Annotated in this window: 16 protein-coding genes and 1 tRNA gene; 13 read left to right on the top strand and 4 right to left on the bottom strand. The window is 64.4% G+C overall.

What is annotated here, in order from left to right:
* Positions 1 to 4: 4 nt before the first annotated feature.
* From OQZ28_RS10400 to OQZ28_RS10345, 12 genes are all read left to right on the top strand, one after another.
* Positions 5 to 1234 (top strand): glycosyltransferase family 4 protein, encoded by a 1230-nt coding sequence (locus OQZ28_RS10400; RefSeq protein ID WP_458136049.1) that lies wholly within the window; start codon positions 5 to 7, stop codon positions 1232 to 1234.
* Positions 1235 to 1465: 231 nt separating this feature from the next.
* Entirely contained in the window at positions 1466 to 2614 is a 1149-nt protein-coding gene (locus OQZ28_RS10395) for a Rieske 2Fe-2S domain-containing protein (protein WP_458136048.1), read from the top strand.
* A 62-nt stretch (positions 2615 to 2676) separates the two neighbouring features.
* The gene (locus OQZ28_RS10390) at positions 2677 to 2856 is read left to right on the top strand and encodes a hypothetical protein (protein WP_130730657.1); all 180 of its coding nucleotides are present in this window, start codon (positions 2677 to 2679) and stop codon (positions 2854 to 2856) included.
* A 94-nt stretch (positions 2857 to 2950) separates the two neighbouring features.
* Entirely contained in the window at positions 2951 to 3505 is a 555-nt protein-coding gene (gene dcd / locus OQZ28_RS10385) for a dCTP deaminase (protein ID WP_061273403.1), read from the top strand.
* Between the two features lie 17 nt (positions 3506 to 3522).
* A complete protein-coding gene (gene murA / locus OQZ28_RS10380) occupies positions 3523 to 4785 on the top strand; it encodes a UDP-N-acetylglucosamine 1-carboxyvinyltransferase (RefSeq protein WP_130730658.1) in 1263 nt (420 codons plus the stop codon).
* Positions 4786 to 4904: 119 nt separating this feature from the next.
* Positions 4905 to 5612 carry an ATP phosphoribosyltransferase gene (hisG, locus tag OQZ28_RS10375; protein WP_207303408.1) on the top strand — a complete coding sequence of 236 codons (708 nt, stop codon included), beginning with the start codon at positions 4905 to 4907 and terminating at the stop codon, positions 5610 to 5612.
* Positions 5609 to 6913: a histidinol dehydrogenase gene (hisD, locus tag OQZ28_RS10370; protein ID WP_458136047.1), complete on the top strand. Its 1305-nt coding sequence runs from the start codon at positions 5609 to 5611 to the stop codon at positions 6911 to 6913. The genes hisG and hisD overlap by 4 nt, the downstream gene beginning before the upstream one ends.
* Positions 6914 to 7010: 97 nt before the next feature.
* Positions 7011 to 7229 (top strand): translation initiation factor IF-1, encoded by a 219-nt coding sequence (gene infA, locus OQZ28_RS10365; protein ID WP_010508114.1) that lies wholly within the window; start codon positions 7011 to 7013, stop codon positions 7227 to 7229.
* A gap of 17 nt (positions 7230 to 7246) precedes the next feature.
* Positions 7247 to 7876 (top strand): Maf family protein, encoded by a 630-nt coding sequence (locus OQZ28_RS10360; protein ID WP_458136046.1) that lies wholly within the window; start codon positions 7247 to 7249, stop codon positions 7874 to 7876.
* Positions 7873 to 8991: a ribonuclease E/G gene (locus OQZ28_RS10355; RefSeq protein WP_207303409.1), complete on the top strand. Its 1119-nt coding sequence runs from the start codon at positions 7873 to 7875 to the stop codon at positions 8989 to 8991. The genes OQZ28_RS10360 and OQZ28_RS10355 overlap by 4 nt, the downstream gene beginning before the upstream one ends.
* On the top strand, positions 8988 to 9200 hold the full coding sequence (locus OQZ28_RS10350) for a DNA gyrase inhibitor YacG (RefSeq protein ID WP_458136045.1): 213 nt from the start codon (positions 8988 to 8990) through the stop codon (positions 9198 to 9200). Before OQZ28_RS10355 ends, OQZ28_RS10350 begins: the two co-directional genes overlap by 4 nt.
* Before the next feature lie 59 nt (positions 9201 to 9259).
* Positions 9260 to 9335: transfer RNA gene (locus OQZ28_RS10345), tRNA-Phe, on the top strand.
* 85 nt (positions 9336 to 9420) lie between these two features.
* On the opposite strand, the gene OQZ28_RS10340 is transcribed toward OQZ28_RS10345, so the two are convergent.
* A complete protein-coding gene (locus OQZ28_RS10340; protein WP_458136044.1) occupies positions 9421 to 9822 on the bottom strand; it encodes a DUF5367 family protein in 402 nt (133 codons plus the stop codon).
* Between the two features lie 67 nt (positions 9823 to 9889).
* Here OQZ28_RS10340 and OQZ28_RS10335 point away from each other — a divergent pair, with 67 nt between their 5' ends.
* Complete coding sequence (locus OQZ28_RS10335) at positions 9890 to 10495, top strand: TetR/AcrR family transcriptional regulator (RefSeq protein ID WP_458136043.1); 606 nt, start codon at positions 9890 to 9892, stop codon at positions 10493 to 10495.
* A 311-nt stretch (positions 10496 to 10806) separates the two neighbouring features.
* Here the strand turns inward: OQZ28_RS10335 and OQZ28_RS10330 are convergent, their stop codons facing one another.
* The 3 genes from OQZ28_RS10330 to OQZ28_RS10320 all read right to left on the bottom strand — a co-directional run bounded on the left by OQZ28_RS10330 (position 10807) and on the right by OQZ28_RS10320 (position 16816).
* Positions 10807 to 12147, bottom strand: coding sequence for a dihydroorotase (locus tag OQZ28_RS10330; RefSeq protein WP_130730664.1), 1341 nt, complete (start codon positions 12145 to 12147; stop codon positions 10807 to 10809).
* Positions 12148 to 12320: 173 nt separating this feature from the next.
* Positions 12321 to 14543: an EAL domain-containing protein gene (locus tag OQZ28_RS10325; RefSeq protein ID WP_458136042.1), complete on the bottom strand. Its 2223-nt coding sequence runs from the start codon at positions 14541 to 14543 to the stop codon at positions 12321 to 12323.
* Positions 14544 to 14617: 74 nt separating this feature from the next.
* Positions 14618 to 16816: a sensor domain-containing protein gene (locus OQZ28_RS10320; RefSeq protein WP_458136041.1), complete on the bottom strand. Its 2199-nt coding sequence runs from the start codon at positions 16814 to 16816 to the stop codon at positions 14618 to 14620.
* Between the last annotated feature and the right edge of the window lie 39 nt (positions 16817 to 16855).

Below are 16855 nucleotides of genomic sequence, written 5' to 3'. Positions count from 1 at the left end.
TGTGATGCAAACCGTTACTGACCGACCCGTCATCCTGCAGGTGCTGCCTGCGCTCGAATCCGGCGGGATAGAACATGGCACGCTCGAAATGGCTCAGGCCATCGTACAGGCTGGCGGCACGGCGCTGGTGGCCAGTGCGGGCGGGCGCCTTGTGCCACGCCTGAAATATATCGGCGCAACCCCCATCGCGCTCGAACTGGGCGCCAAGAACCCCTTCTCCATCATGCGCAATGCCAGCAGGCTGCGCCATGTCATGGCCGAGCATGGCGTCAACCTGGTGCATGCCCGCTCGCGCGCGCCTGCCTGGGCAGCGTCGCTTGCATGCCGCCGGGCGGGCGTGCCGCTGGTCACCACGTGGCATGGGGTGCATGCGGCCAACCTGCCGGGCAAGAAACGCTATAACAGCGTGCTGGCCTCGGGCGCGCGGGTCATTGCCATCAGCCAGTACATCGCCACCCGCCTGCGCGATGAATACAAGGTGAGCGACGACCGCCTGCGCCTGATCCCGCGCGGGGCGGACATGCTGCGTTTCGACCCGCATAACGTGCGCGGCAACCGCGTGCAGAAGCTGCTGGGGCTATGGCAGATCCCCGATGGGGCCACGGTCATCATGCTGCCCGCGCGCGTGACCGCGTGGAAAGGCCATGCCGTGCTGATCGAGGCGCTGGCCCACCTCACCCGCACGGAAGGCTTCAGCCGCGACTGGGTGTGCATTTTCGTAGGCGAGGCCAACGCGAAGGAAGGCCGCGCGCTCGTGGCCCAGGCCGAGCGCAGCGGCATTGCAGCCCACCTGCGCTTTGCCGGCCACTGTGCCGACATGCCCGCCGCCATGATGCTGGCCGACATGATCGTGGTGCCCTCACGCAGGCCCGAGCCGTTTGGCCGCGTGGTGGTGGAGGCCCAGGCCATGGGCCGCCCCGTGATCGTGGCCGCCCATGGCGCGGCGCTGGAAACGGTGGAGAATGGCGTGACCGGCTTTGCCTTCCCCCCCGATGACACGCAGGCGCTGGCCGCGTGCATCCGCCACGTGGCCGGGCTGTCGGCAGACGAACGCGCGGAGCTGGCCGTGTGTGCACGCGAAAACGTGCTGCTGCATTATTCCACCCAGGCCATGCAGTACGCGACCCTGTGCGTTTATGATGAACTCCTGCACACCCGGCTTGCGGACACATTCTATCACGCCACCATGGGCGGCGCGGAATGGGATGAGGAAGCCCTGCCCCAGGCGGGCTGAGGGGCACTGCGCCGTAATTATGTCATATACGGTGCAACAATGCCTTGATCTGCCTCATGGCCACCCGAAAACGGTGGCCGAGCATCCAGCCCGGAGCATGGGCCATATGCAAGGGGCTGTTTTACGGTCGACAACCCGGCTGAAATTCTTCACCCATGCACATTCTGATTCCTGGCGGACGGGGATGCCCGCTGACCGCCGTTTAACGTGAACACTTCGGGACTGCACCACATGAACCAGATTTCCCCCGTCCAGACAGACACCGCCGCCACGCCCGGCCAGCACGACCTGCGGCGGGTCAATTCCAACCCGGATTTCTGGTATCCGGTGGCGTGGTCGGCCGACCTGCGCAAAAACAAGACGCTGGCCGTAAGCTTCGCGGGCATTCCCATGGTGCTCGTCCGCCCCGAGGAAGGCACCGTCTTCGCCCTGTTCGACCGCTGCCCCCACCGCCAGGTGCCGCTGAGCAAGGGCACCGTCAATGGCCAGACCGTGCGCTGCTGCTATCATGGCTGGGCGTTTGGCCGCTCGGGCCGCTGCATCGACGTGCCCTATCTGGGCAAGGGCAAGATGCCCAACGGCGTGCGCACCTTCCCCGTGCGCGAGGCGGGCGGGCTGATCTTCGTCTTTCCCGGTGATGCGGCCAAGGCCGAGAGCACGCCTTTCCCCAAGCTCGCGCAGACCGACAACCCCAAATACAAGACCAAGCATTTCAGCCCGCGCGTGAACTGCCACTACACCTTCATGCACGAGAACCTGATGGACATGAACCATCAGTTCCTGCACCGCCGCCAGATGGGCCAGATCAAGGCGCGCTTCCTTGGCCAGGACAAGGGCGAGGACTTCATCGAGGCCCGCTACAGCTTCATGCGCTGCGCAGGCCAGCAGCCCCTGGCCGAGCGCCTGATCTTTGGCAAGCACAAGGACCTCAACGGCCGCGAACAGCCCGTTGAGGAAGTGGTGACCATCCGCACCGAATACCCGTACCAGACCCTGCGCATCACCGACAAGGACGGTGACCTGATCATGGACCTGTGGACGGCCTACGTGCCGGTGGACAAGGACGAGCGCATTACGCAGTCCTTCGGGCTGCTGTCCATCCTGCGCCCGCAGACCCCGCTGCTGATCGACCTGATCTGGCCCGCGCTGGGCTGGTTCACCAACCGCATCTTCCTTGAAGACAAGGAAATCGTGGAACTGGAGCAGGCGGCCTGGAACGAGGTTGGCTACGACCGCAATGTCGAGATCTTCCCCGTGGTCAAGGCGCTGCGCGAGCTGCTCACGCGCTGCGGCATCCCGCAGGATGCCACGCAGCTCGGTGAAGTCGCGCCTGTGGCCCCGCCTGCCGCCTGCGCCGCCGAGCCCGAAACCACGGCCTGAGTGCCCCGCGCCATCCGCCCTGTGCCGGGGCGGATGGCCCTGCCCCTGAACGAAACACCGCCATGACCGACCGGCCCGACACCCCCCGCCTGACCGACCGGGCGGAAGCCGCCCGCCTTGCCCGCCTCGAGCGCGAGGCCGAAGCCCTGCGCGCCAACCTGCGGCGGCGCAAGCAGCAGAGCCGTGCGCGCACCACGCCGCCCGCGGCCGCGCCGCAGGACACATCCGGCAACGAAGCGTGATTTTGCCGGTTGCGGTTGGCCGATCACTTCGTTAGTGGTCGCGCAAGCTGCAGGGCACGCCCTGCGCGCAATCCATGCCTGAGGAACGGACACCATGCCCATAATGCCTGATACGTGGATTCGCCGCATGGCCACGGAACACGGCATGATCGAGCCTTTCGTGGAAAAACAGAGCCGTGAGGGCGTGATTTCCTTCGGTCTGTCCTCCTATGGCTACGATGCCCGCATCGCCAATGAATTCAAGATTTTCACCGACGTGGACAACGCGGTGGTCGACCCCAAGAACTTTGCCGAGAACAGCTTCGTCACCCGCCATGGCGACTGCTGCACCATTCCGCCCCACAGCTTCGTGCTGGCGCATACGGTCGAATATTTCCGCATACCGCGCGATACGCTGGTGGTGTGCCTGGGCAAGTCCACCTATGCGCGCTGCGGCATCATCGTCAACGTGACCCCGCTGGAGCCGGAATGGGAAGGGCAGGTCACGATCGAGATCAGCAACACCACGCCGCTGCCCGCGCGCATCTATGCCAATGAGGGCATCTGCCAGTTCCTGTTCTTTCAGGGGGCCAGCCCGTGCGAGGTCAGCTACGCCGACCGCAAGGGCAAATACATGGGGCAGGTCGGCGTCGCCCCACCGCGCATGTAAGCAGGAACCGCAAGCCTATGGACCGTTTCATCATCCACGGCGGCCACCCGCTGCGTGGCGACATCGTTATTGGCGGGGCCAAGAACTCCGCCCTCAAGCTGCTGGTGGCGGGGCTGCTCACGCCCGAAAAGCTGGTGCTGGAAAACGTGCCCCGCATTGCCGATATCCGCACCATGCGCCGCCTGCTCGAGCAGCATGGCCTGAACGTGGAAGACGTGAGCGGCGATGGCGGCACGCTTTCGGTCGGCGGCGAGATCACCAATACGGAAGCACCGTACGACATCGTCTCCATGATGCGCGCCTCGATCCTGGTGCTCGGCCCGCTGCTGGCGCGCTGTGGCGAAGCCCGCGTGTCGCTGCCCGGCGGCTGCGCCATCGGCACCCGCCCCGTTGACCTGCACCTCAAGGCGCTGGAAACGCTGGGCGCGAAGATCACGCTCGAGAACGGCTACATCCATGCCGAGGCCCCGAACGGGCTGAAGGGCGAGCGGGTCATCCTGCCGTTTGCCTCGGTGGGAGCGACCGAGAACCTGCTCATGGCAGCCTCGCTTGCCAAGGGCCGCACCGAGATCATCAACGCGGCCCGCGAGCCCGAGATTGGCGATCTGGTCGGCTGCCTCAACGCCATGGGCGCCCGCATTACCGGCACCGGCACCGGCAAGCTGGTGATTGACGGGGTGGACGGGCTGCATGGCGCGCGCTACCGCGTCATGCCCGACCGCATCGAATGCGGCACCTATGCCTGTGCGGCCGCCATTACCGGGGGCGAGCTGCGCCTTGTGGGCGGCCAGGTCGAGCATCTCGGCGCCGTGGTGCGCGCGCTGGAGGAAGCAGGCGTGGAAATGGTGCAGGAGGACGGGGCCGTGCGCGTGCAGCGTACCGGGGCGCTACGCGGGGTCGATATCATGACCGAGCCCTATCCCGGCTTTCCCACCGACATGCAGGCGCAGTTCATGGCGCTGCTCTCGGTGGCGGAAGGGGCGTCGATGGTGACCGAGACCATCTTCGAGAACCGCTTCATGCATGTGCCCGAGCTCAACCGCATGGGCGCGCGCATCAACGTGCATGGCTCGTCGGCCATCATCCGCGGCGTGCATTCGCTCTCGGGCGCGCCGGTCATGGCAACCGACCTGCGGGCCTCGTTCTCGCTCATCCTGGCCGGGCTTGCCGCCCATGGCGAGACGATCCTGAGCCGGGTCTATCACCTTGACCGTGGCTATGAGGCGGTCGAGCGCAAGCTTGCGCAGGTTGGCGCGCATATCGAGCGCGTTTCAGGCTGAGGCCCCTGCCCTGACAAAAGGGCGCTTCCTGCATGATGGCTGAATGTGGTATGCGCGCATGTCACTCAGGGCCGCCCGTGCCATGCACGGCCGGCCTGCCTTCACGCGCGGAGAATGCATTGACCGTCCTGTCACCGGCCCAGAACGCCATTCCGGAAACGGATAGCCCGCTGGTACTCGCCCTGCCAAAGGGCCGTATCCTCAAAGCCGCGGCACCGCTTCTGCATATGGCGGGCATCGTGCCCGGCCCGGACTTCAGTGACGACAAAAGCCGCCTCCTGCGTTTTGAAACCAATGACCCCGGCATTGACGTGGTGCGCGTGCGCTCGTTCGATGTCGCGACCTTCGTGGCCTTTGGCGGAGCGCAGATCGGCATCTGCGGCGCCGATGTGCTGATGGAGTTCGACTACCCCGAAATCTATGCCCCGCTTGACCTGGGCATTGGCGGCTGCCGCATCTCCATCGCCCAGCCGAAGGACCGCAGCAGGCAAGAAGACAACCCCAACCGCCTCTCGCAGGTGCGGGTGGCCACCAAGTATCCCTCGCTCACGCGGCGGCATTTCGCGGCGCGCGGCATCAATGCCGCCATCGTGCACCTGCATGGCGCAATGGAACTGGCCCCGGTGCTGGACCTGTCGCACCTGATTGTCGATCTGGTTGACACCGGCTCCACGCTGCGCGCCAACGGGCTGGAGGAAACCCAGACCATCGCCCACATCACCAGCCGCCTGATCGTCAACCGCACGGCGCTGAAAACCCAGCCCGAGCGCATCAGCGCGATCATCAACCGTTTCCGCACGGCGCTGGCCAAGGAGCACGAGGCATGAAGCGCCTTACAAGCACCCAGGCGGATTTCCGCGCCGAATTCAAACGCCTGCTGGCCGAGCGTGACAGCGATACCGCCCGCGTCGATGGCCCCGTGACCGAGATCCTCGCCGCCGTGCGCAAGCGCGGGGATGAGGCCCTGTGCGAATTCACCAACCGCTTCGACCGCACCAGTGTCACCCCCGCTACCCTGCGCATCACGCCCGAAGAGGTCGCGGCCGCCTGCGCCGATGTCAGCCCCGCCCTGCTCGAGGCGCTGGAAGTCGCCGCCACCCGCATCGAATCCTTCCACAAGGCGCAGATGCCCACCGACATGAAATATGTCGATGCCGCAGGCGTGACACTGGGCATGCGCTGGACGGCGCTGGACTCGGTGGGGCTGTACGTGCCCGGCGGCAAGGCGGCGTATCCTTCCTCCGTGCTGATGAACGCCATCCCCGCCCATGTGGCGGGGGTCGGGCGCATTGCCATGTGCGTGCCCACGCCCGATGGCGTGCTCAACCCGCTCGTGCTCGCCGCCGCCCGCCGCGCGGGCGTGACCGAGATCTATCGCGTGGGCGGGGCGCAGGCCGTGGGTGCGATGGCCTACGGCACCGCCAGCATTGCCTCGGTTGACCGCGTGGTGGGGCCGGGCAACGCCTATGTGGCCGAAGCCAAGCGGCAGGTATTCGGCACGGTGGGCATCGACAGCATTGCGGGCCCGTCGGAAGTGGTGGTGATTGCCGATGGCAACAACGACCCCCGCGCCATCGCCCTTGACCTGCTGGCCCAGGCCGAGCACGACCCCATGGCCCAGTCCATCCTGATCACGCCCGATGCCGGCATGGCGGACAAGGTGGCGCAGGCGGTGGCGACCGAGCTGGAAACCCTGCCGCGCGCGGCAATCGCCCGCGCCAGCTGGGATGCGCATGGCGCGATCATTACCGTGCGCGACCTTGATGAAGCGGCTGACCTTGTAAACGAGATCGCGCCGGAGCATCTGGAACTCATGATCGACAACCCGCAGCCGGTGTTTGACCGCGTGCGGCATGCGGGTGCGATCTTCGTGGGGCGCTACTGCCCCGAGGCGATCGGCGATTACGTGGGCGGGCCGAACCATGTGCTGCCCACCAGCCGCACGGCGCGGTTCTCATCGGGGCTTTCGGTGTTCGACTTCATCAAGCGCACCACGTTCATCGAAGCACAGGCCGAGTCGCTGCGTGAAATCGGGCCTGCCGCCGTCAGCCTTGCCGAGGCCGAAGGGCTTGATGCCCATGCCCTGAGTGTAGCGGTACGGCTGGCAAAGCTGGACGGCGCACGATAACGGAGCTTGACCCCGGCGGCGAGTCTCCCCACATAAACCAACCGTACTGCGCCGCGGGCCCGCGGCAGGACGGCACTTTTGATGATTGAAGGACACGATGTCTAAAGAAGACATGATCGAATTCAGCGGCACGGTTACCGAACTGCTGCCCAATGCCATGTTCCGCGTTACACTGGACAACGAGCACACCATCCTCGCGCATACCAGCGGCAAGATGCGCAAGAACCGCATCCGCGTGCTCGCCGGTGACCGCGTGAATGTGGAAATGACGCCTTATGACCTGACAAAGGGTCGCATCACCTTCCGCTTCAAGTAAGCCGCCCTTTGTCGGTCATGACCGGAACCACCGCGCCCGCTGGCGCGGAGGCGGAGGTGCGGCTTGTCCTTGCCTCGGCTTCACCCCGCAGGCTTGACCTGCTGCGCCAGATCGGGCTTGTGCCCGGTCAGGTCCTTCCTGCCAATATCAATGAAACGCCCGGCCGTGATGAACTGCCCCGCCCCTATGCCCAGCGCCTCGCCGCTGAAAAGGCGGCGCATGTGGCAGGCCAGGTCGAAGGCCCCGCACTCATACTGGCAGCCGATACGGTCGTGGCCCTTGGCCGCCGCATCCTGCCCAAGGCGGAAGATGAACAGACGGCGCGCGCCTGCCTCGAGCAGCTTTCGGGCCGGCGCCATACCGTCTTTACCGCCATTGCCCTGCGCCCTACGCCTGCATGGGCGCAAGGCCGCGCAAGCAACCGCGTTGTTGCCAGCACGGTCACGTTCTCGCGCCTGACACCTGCGCAGATCGATGCGCTCATTGCCGCAGGCGACTGGCAGGGCAAGGCGGGCGGCTATGCCATACAGGGCCATGCGGCGGCGTTCGTGCGCTTCATGTCAGGTAGCTACACCGGCATTGTGGGCCTGCCCCTGTTCGAGACGGCCCAGCTGCTGCGCGGGCAGAAGGGAAGCTGGCTTTCGTGAGCGCGCGCATCTGCGCAAGCAGCAGCCCCGGTGAAATCCGCATTGCCGTAACCCTTGATGGCCTGATGCAGGAATTCGCCCTGTGGCGGCCAGACATGCCCGATGGGGTGGGCGATATCTACCGTGCCCGCGTCAGCGCGCATGCGCCGGCACTCGGCGGCACGTTCGTGACCCTGCCGGGACAGGACCAGGCGGGCTTCCTGCCCGATTCGGAAGGGCTGGGCCCACTGACCCAGGGGCAGACGGTGCTTGTCACCGTCACCCGCAGCGCACAGGGCGGCAAGGGCGTGCGGCTTGGCGCGCGCAACCTGCCCCCCGACCTGCCCGGCGGCGCCGACCCCCGGCTGCTGCGGCGCGGCCTCACTCCGTTGGAACGGCTGGCCGCGCGCTACCCTGAGGCGCCCATCGTCATTGATGACGCGGCCATTGCCACGCTTCTGCCTGCCAGCCTGCACCCGCGCCTGTCCCGCGCCAGTTCCGCCTTTGACAGCGACCTGCGCGCCCAGGCCGATGCGCTGGAGGAGGCCACCGTGTCCCTGCCCGGCGGCATGTCGGCCAGCATTACGCCCACCCCGGCCCTGGTTGCGATCGACATGGATGGCGGGGCTGCCACCAGCATGGACCGCCGCCCCAAGCAGACCGCTCAGTTTGCCGCCAACCGCGATGCCCTGCCCGACCTGATGCGCCAGTTGCGGCTGCGCAACCTGTCGGGGGCGATTGTGGTTGACGTGGCGGGGCTTGCCATCCGCAAGCGCCGCGCGCTGGGCGATACGATCGAGACCGTGCTGCGCGATGACCCGCTGCGCCCGCGCTTTATGGGCTTTACGGCGCTGGGCCTGGCCGAGATCGTGCGCCCGCGCGTGCACCCACCGCTACATGAGCTGTTTCATTCACGCGAGGGCCGTATGCTGCATGCCCTGCGCGGGCAGATGCAGGCCTATCGCGGCATGCCGCCCAACGGGCAGCCCGTGCGGCTGGCCTGCGGTCGTGGCATAGTGCAGATGATGCAGGACCATCCGGGCTGGGTGGAGGACTTCATGCGCCTGACCGGTCGCGTGCTCCACCCCGTTGCCGACCCGGCCCTGCCCGCCCATGGCTGGAGATTTGAACCATGATCGCGCAGCCGCCGCCCAAAGCCGCCCCCTGCCCCATCTGTGGCCAGCCTGCCAGCCCGCGCTACCGGCCGTTCTGCTCGCGGCGTTGCGCGGATGTGGACCTTGGCCGCTGGTTCTCGGGACAGTATCGCGTGCCCTCGACTGAAATTCCTTCCGAAATGGATGAAAAATACACAAGACGGGTTGATCCCGATGATGAGGTGGAGTAAACGCTTGTCCAACGTCATGACGGCTCAGCCCCATGACCTAGCCGGACCAACGGCCCGGTGCCCAAGTAGCTCAGTTGGTAGAGCATGCGACTGAAAATCGCAGTGTCACTGGTTCGATCCCGGTCTTGGGCACCATTCAATCCAATAAATCTGTCATAGCAAGCTGATAACCAACTGCATATGCAGAGTGGATGCCATTTTGTGCGTCCGCAATTGGCTGTCATCTGGCCTGATGCAGGCCCACCCTGCGGTTTGCCACAAAAAGGGCAATCCATGCACTGACCCCATATCCCCACAGCAGCCATGCCGCGCCAAGACGTGCAGTCCGTTCATCGGTTGTATAGACTGCATGAAACCAGCGTAGTGCGATGCCATCAATGAGCATGGCATCGGCCAGTATGAGCAGGCAGCCTGCAACGATCTGCTGCGGCGCGAGCCTGGCGAGGCGGATGGTCAGCCAGATACAGAGCCAGCAGACCGGAATGCTGGTAATGAACCCGATATTCCCCCGCAGGGGATCAGTCACAAACACGGGCATGAAACGAATATAGAGTGTCGCCAGCAACCAGAAGGAAACGGCAAGCGATGTGCAGATTACGATCTGCCTTGGGCGCAACATCATGGTTCGTCCTTTCATATGTAGCACCCACTACATATCAGAACCATGTAGCACTCGCTACATTTTCTGCATGAAACCGTCAGCAGACCGCACGCGTACCGCCCGGGGCGACAAAGCGGCCCGCCATGCGGCCCTGACTGCCGAGATCGCGACGATTGTCCTGCATGAAGGGCTGGGGGATATGAGCGTGCGCGCGCTGGCGGCCCGGCTCGGCACAAGCGACCGCATGCTGCTTTATTATTTCACGACCCGTGAGCAGATGATCCTGGCCGTGCTGCAGGAAATCAGTGCTCGCCTGAGCCACCTGCTGGCGGGGCATAGTACGGGGCCACGCCTGTCGCCGGGGCAGTTTCTGACGCGCGTGCTCGCGCTTGCCCATGAGGCGGACGTTGCCCCCTTCATGAAGGTATGGACCGATGTCATCGCCCGTGGCGCCAGAGGGATGCAACCCTATGACAGCGTCGCGCGCGAGGTGGTCCGGGCCTGGATGGCATGGATCGATTCACGCCTGACCGCACCGCCCACGGGTGCCCAGCCAGGCCGGGCGGCTGCCATCCTTTCCATCGTGGAGGGCATAAGCCTGCTGGAAGCCGCCAGCCCGGGCAGCACAACGGGGGTCGCGGCCTATCTGGCTGCGCTGTCAGACCCCGCACCGCCCGGGCCAGACAGCCCGTAACGGACACCTTATCCGTGCTGTCAGGCGTGCCTTGGGCATGTTGCCTGAACATGCGCGAAAAACAGCCTTTCCATGCAATGGACCTGCAAAGCATAAGGCTGTTTTGGGGTGCCTCCTTTTTTTCAAAAGGGCGGTGTTCTTTGAAGCTTTTTGAAAAAAGCTTCGCCAAAAGCTTTCTTATGATTGCAGGATGTTTTCTGAGCTAACTTTTCAAACAGTCTCTTAAAAATAACGCTGCTTTCCTCAAGATAAAGCGGCGTCCGGATTTTTTGATTACATGGCGCAAAAGCGGTCTTGTCAGATCACCGCATTCAGGCGGTCAGCGGGCGGTCCGTGGCTTCAAACAATAACGGCTCACCCTGCGCGGTAGGCGCGATCTGGTTTTCCCACATGACCACGTTGCCGCGGATGATGGTGCCCATGGGGCGACCGGTCAGTTCATCGCCCACAAACGGCGACCAGCCACATTTGGAGGCCAGCCATTCCTGCTGCACCGTCCAGCGCGCGCCAAGATCGACCACCGAGAAATCCGCGTCATACCCCACCGCGATGCGCCCCTTGCGCACCAGCCCGAACAGGCGCTGCGGGCCAGCCGATGTCATGTCCACCAGGCGGCGCAGCGACAGCCGGCCCTGCGCCACATGGTTGAGCATGAGCGGTAGCAGGGTCTGCACGCCCGGCATGCCCGATGGGGTATCGGGATACGCGCGCTGCTTAGCCGCGAGCGGATGGGGCGCATGGTCGGAGCCGATGATGTCGGGCACGCCCTGGCCCATCCAGTACCACAGCCCGTCGCGATATTTCTGGCCACGGATGGGCGGGTTCATCTGCGCCAGCGTGCCCAGCCGGGCATAGGCGTCCTCGCCTGCCAGCGTCAGGTGCTGGGGCGTTACCTCGCAGCTGGCAATGTCCTTGTGGCCGGACAGGAACTCGAGTTCGGCCGGCGTGGTCACATGCAGCACATGGATGCGCCGCCCCGTGCGCCGCGCCAGCTGCACGATACGCTGCGTGGCGCGCAGGGCCGTTTCCTCATCACGCCAGACCGGGTGGCTCGACGGGTCGCCCGCCTTGCGCTCGTTCAGGCGCTCATGCAGGCGGGTCTCGTCCTCGGCATGGATCGCGACGCGGCGGCGGCCCGAGCGCAGCACCCGCTCAAGCACCGCATCATCGGACACCAGCAGGCTGCCGGTGGAAGACCCCATGAAAATCTTGATCCCCGCCGTGCCCGGCAGCATTTCCAGCTCGGCGCAGCGATCGGCGTTATCGGTCGTGGCCCCGACGTAAAAGGCATGGTCGCACCACATGCGCCCGCGCGCGTGCTCGAGCTTGGCCACCACCGCCTCGGGGCAGTCGGTGGGCGGCTTGGTGTTGGGCATTTCAAACACGGCGGTCACGCCCCCCATCACGGCGGCAAGGCTGCCGGTGGCAAGGTCTTCCGCAGCCGTCAGCCCCGGCTCGCGAAAATGGACCTGCGTGTCGATCACGCCCGGCAGCACGGTCAGACCCGTGCAGTCAATGACCCGGCCCGCGTCACCCTGGCCGCCAATGCGGGCAATCCGCCCGTCACGCACGTAAACATCGGTCACGACCGTGGCGTCAGGCAGGACAACGCTGCCATTTTTCAGACAGAGATCAAAAATGGGTAGGGTCATGGAATTATCCTGTGGCCAGAACCCGCAACCGGCGGCATGCGGCAGGCGGGCGCAGGGGTTGCTGATCGTGTTTGTATGGCATGCGTCCGGCGCCATGCAAACCGCCCATACAAAGACACCCCGGTCCTTGCGGGCCGGGGTGCGGGTCATGAATGCCGATGCAGGCGGGTGCCTTATTCGTTGATGGCGGCGCGGTTTTCCTTGGCTTCCTTCAGCACGGCGGAGAGACGGTCATCACGCAGCCATTCCTCCAGCTTTTCCGGCGTCATGGGGCGGGCGAACAGATAGCCCTGCACCACATCGCACCCAAGCTGGCACAGCAGGTCAAGCTGGCGCACGGTTTCCACGCCTTCGGTCACCACCGTCATGCCAAGACGGCCGCCAATGCCAATCACCGCCGTGGTCACGGCCTGGGCGTTGGCATCGTGCTCAAGGTTCATGATGAAGCTGCGGTCGATCTTGATCTCGGTCAGCGGCAGGCGCGTCAGCCTTGAAAGCGACGAATACCCCGTGCCGAAATCATCCATCGACAGCGCCACGCCAAGGTTGCGGATGGACTGGAGGACCATGTTCGTGTCCTCGTTTTCAGTCATCATCACGCTCTCGGTAATCTCGACCGTCAGGCGATGGGGCTCGAGCTTGCTGTCACTGAGCAGGCGGGCAATGAAGCCGGGCAGGTTGCGGTTGCGGAAATGACCGGCGGAAAGGTTGACCGCCACCGTGGGCACGTAAATGCCGTGGGCGTCCCATTCCAGTATCTGCCGCACGGCGCGCTCGAGCGACCAGGTGCCGATGGCCTCGATCTGCCCGGTTTCCTCCGCCACGGCAATGAAGCGCGAGGGGTAAATGTTGCCCAGCGTGGGGTGGTTCCACCGCGACAGCGCCTCAACGCCATACAGCGTGTTGTTGCGCACGTCGACCTGCGGCTGGTACTGCAGGTTGAGCAGGCCCTGCGCCAGCGATTCACGCAGCGCCGAGCCCAGCAGCAGCCGGTCCTGCGCGGCCTTGTTGTCTTCCGAGCGGGCAAGGTGGGTCATGCCCAGCCCCGAGCGCTTGGCCTGCCGCATGGCCTGCTCGGCATAGCTGAGCAGGGATTCACCATCCGGCCCGTTCTCGGGGAACAGGCTGATGCCGATGCCCAGCGTCGGCACGATCATGTTGCCGCCGATCTCGATGGGCTGCTTGACGCAGCCATGCAGGATATCGGCAAATTTGAGCGCATCTTCCTGGCGCGTGTTGGGCACGATGATCAGGAACTCGTTCGGACCGGAACGGCTGAGCACGTAATTGCTGCGCGAAGCACCCTTGAGCCGCTCGGAAACGGATTTCAGGAAGCCATCGCCATTGATATGGCCCAGCGCATCGTTAATATCGCGGAAGCGGTCGATATCGATCATGTACAGCGCGAAATGATTGTCACCCGGCTGGCCGATCAGCGAGCGGATGACCTTGTGCACCGCCGTGCGGTTGAGGAAGCCGGTCAGCGGATCGTAGTTCGACAGCTGCGAGATGTGCTGGCGCGCCTCATGCTGCTCGATCAGCACGCCACAGAACGGCACGCAGCTGTTCACGATCTGCGCGGGCCAGCCGCCCCGGTTGCGCTCGGAGCGCGAATACAGCGCGAAGATGCCGGTAATGCGCCCGTTGCGCGTGCGGATGGCCGAAGCCCAGCAATGGTGCAGCCCCAGCGAGATGCCAACCGAGCGGTAGCTGTCCCACACGATGGTCGTCGCCTCGTTCAGGTCATTGGCGAGGGCGGCAATATCGGCCTCGGTCAGGCGCATGTCTTCCAGGGCCGCGGCAAAGCGGCGCGGCATGCCCGGGCCCGAGAGGATGCGCAGGCGGCTCTGCTCATCGAGCAGGATCAGCACGGCAACCGTATTGGGCACCAGCGTCTCGACCTCGCGGCAGACCATGTCGGCCACGTCCTGGATCTGGATCTCGCTCGACAGCGAGCGGAACACCGTATTCTGCAGTTCCACCACCCGGCTGCGATGGCCCGCGCCGGTAATGCCGCGCACCATCATCAGGCGGTAGCGGCGCCCGTCGGCCCCCACGCGCGCCGCGGTCAGGCTGACCTCGGCGGAGATGTAGTCGCCGCTGCGGTTCTCGAACGTGACCTCCCCCGACACCGGCTCAATCGCCTGGATCGAGGCATTGATGTCAAAGGGTGCCGCCCCATTCTCCACCGATGCGGCCATGAGTTCCCCCACGGGTCGCCCCGTGAGCTGGCCCGGGTCATAGCCCCATAACGTCTCGGCTGCCGGGTTGGCATAGAGGATCGTGTTATGGTCATCGATGATGACCATGCCATCTTGCGCCTGATGCAACAGTTCAAAACTGATCTCAGGAATGGCCACAACAGCTGGCGAAGGGGTGGGATTCTGCGTTTTCATAGGGATCCAAGGTTAAGCAGGCCTGTTTCCAACCAGGCATGGAGACAGCGAACAAGCCAGAAATTGTGGCGAGCCTATTTCTTCGTTTTGCTTTCGGACTCTTCAGAGGCGATCAGTTCGAGCGCAAGGGTCTTGGCTGGCCCCTGCGACCATTCAAGCAGTTCCGCCGGCGGCATCGGCCGTGCGAACAGATAGCCCTGCACCACATCGCAGTTCAGGTCCTGCAGCAGCTTGAGCTGGGCCTCGGTCTCGACGCCCTCGGTCACGACGGTCATGCCCAGGCGGTTGCCGATGCCGATCACCGCCGTGGTCACGGCCTGGGCGTTGGGGTCATGATCAAGGTTCATGATGAAGCTGCGATCGATCTTGATCTCGGTCAGCGGCAGGCGCGTCAGCCGCGAGAGCGACGAATACCCGGTGCCGAAATCATCCATCGACAGGCCAACGCCAAGGTTACGGATGGCGGCGAGGCCTTCCATCGTATCCTCGTTCTCGTCCATCATCACGCTTTCCGTAATTTCCACGCACAGGCGGTCCGGCGAGATCTGGCGCTCCTTGAGGATGCGCTCGATCAGAGCGGGCAGCCCGCGATTGCGGAAATGGGCAGCCGACAGGTTGACCGAAACGGTCGGCACGTAAAGCCCGGCGCGCTCCCAGTCGATGATCTGTTTTGTCGCCTCTTCGAGCGACCAGGTGCCGATCGTCTCGATCTGCCCGGTATCCTCCGCCACCGCGATGAAGCGCGAGGGGTAGATGTTGCCCAGCGTCGGATGCTTCCACCGCGAGAGCGCTTCCACGCCATACAGCTTGCCGGTCTTGATATCGACCTGCGGCTGGTAGTGCAGGTTGAGCATGCCCTTGGCCAGTGAGTCCCGCAGCGCCGAGCCCAGCAGCAGCCGGTCCTGGGCGGCGCGGTTATCAGCCGTGCTGGACACGCAGTAGCCGCCGCGCGCCTCCTTCTTGCACCGGCGCATGGCAATCTCGGCATGGCCAAGCAGAGATTCGCTATCCGGCCCGTTCTCGGGAAACAGGCTGATGCCGATGCCAAGGGAGACGACGAGCAGGTTCCCCGCGATCTCGATGGGTTCCTGCATGGCCTTGATCAGCGTTTCGGCAAAGGCCACGGCCTTGGCTTCATCACTGTCGGGCATGACGATGACGAACTCGTCCCCGCCCGATCGGCTGAGGATGTAATTGCTGCGCGACAGCTCCTTGAGCCGCTGGGCCACCGCCTTGAGGAAGGCATCGCCATTCATGTGGCCAAGCGTGTCGTTGATATCGCGGAAACGGTCGATATCGATCATGAACACCGCGAATTCGTTGTCACCCGGGCGGTCGATCATCGACTTGATGACCGTGTGGATGGCGGTGCGGTTATGGAAGCCGGTCAGCGAATCATGGTTGGCGAGCTGGGCGATATGCTGCTGCGCCTCATAGTTCTCGATCACCACGCTACAGAAGGGCACGCAGCCCGACACGATCTTCTGCGGCCAGTCGCTCAGCTTGTACTGGTTGCGCGAATACAGCGCGAAAATGCCCGAAATGCGCCCGTTGCGCGATTTGATGGCCGAGGCCCAGCAGTTGTGCAGCCCCAGCGAGATGCCGAGCGAGCGGTAGCTGTCCCACACGATGCTGTTGGCTTCCGACAGGTCATTGCCCAGCGCCGCAAGGTCGCCTTCGGTCAAGGACATATTCTCGAGTGCCGCGGCATAACGGCGCGGCAGGCCGGGACCGGACAGGATGCTCAGGCGGTTGTTCTCATCAAGCAGGATGATGACCGAGACCGTGTTGGGCACGAAGCTTTCCACCTCGCGGCACACCAGATCGGCCACGTCTTCGACCAGCATGTCGTTGGAGATGGCCTGGAACACCGTATTCTGCAGGTCAAGCAGCTTGCGGCGGTGGCTCTCCTCGGTCACGCCTTTCATGAAGGCCATGTAATAGCGCTTTTTTTCCGGCCCGAGCAGCGCGGTCGAGATCGACATCTCGCCCGAGATGTAGTCACCCGCCTTGTTCTCGAACGTCACCTCGCGCGAGGTGCCGACAATGCGGTTCACGCCCGTCTTGCGGTTCTTGTAGATATAGCTGTCATGATCGCCACGATAGACCGAAGGCACGAGGCAGCTCACGTTGCGGCCCAGCACCTCGTCCTCGGAATAGCCCCAGAGTTTCTCGGCCGCCGGATTGAAAAAAACCACCTCGTTGCGTTCGTTGATGATGACCACGCCATCGGTCGCCTGCTCGAGCAGCTGGAGGCTGACATCAGCATTCATGTCAAGTTCGCGCTTCGGAGTTTGGGCAGACGTCATTGC

This window comes from Komagataeibacter sp. NFXK3, from assembly GCF_054182245.1.
The sequence above is the reverse complement of the archived record's forward strand: the minus strand, read 5'-3'. Positions and strand labels throughout refer to the sequence as shown.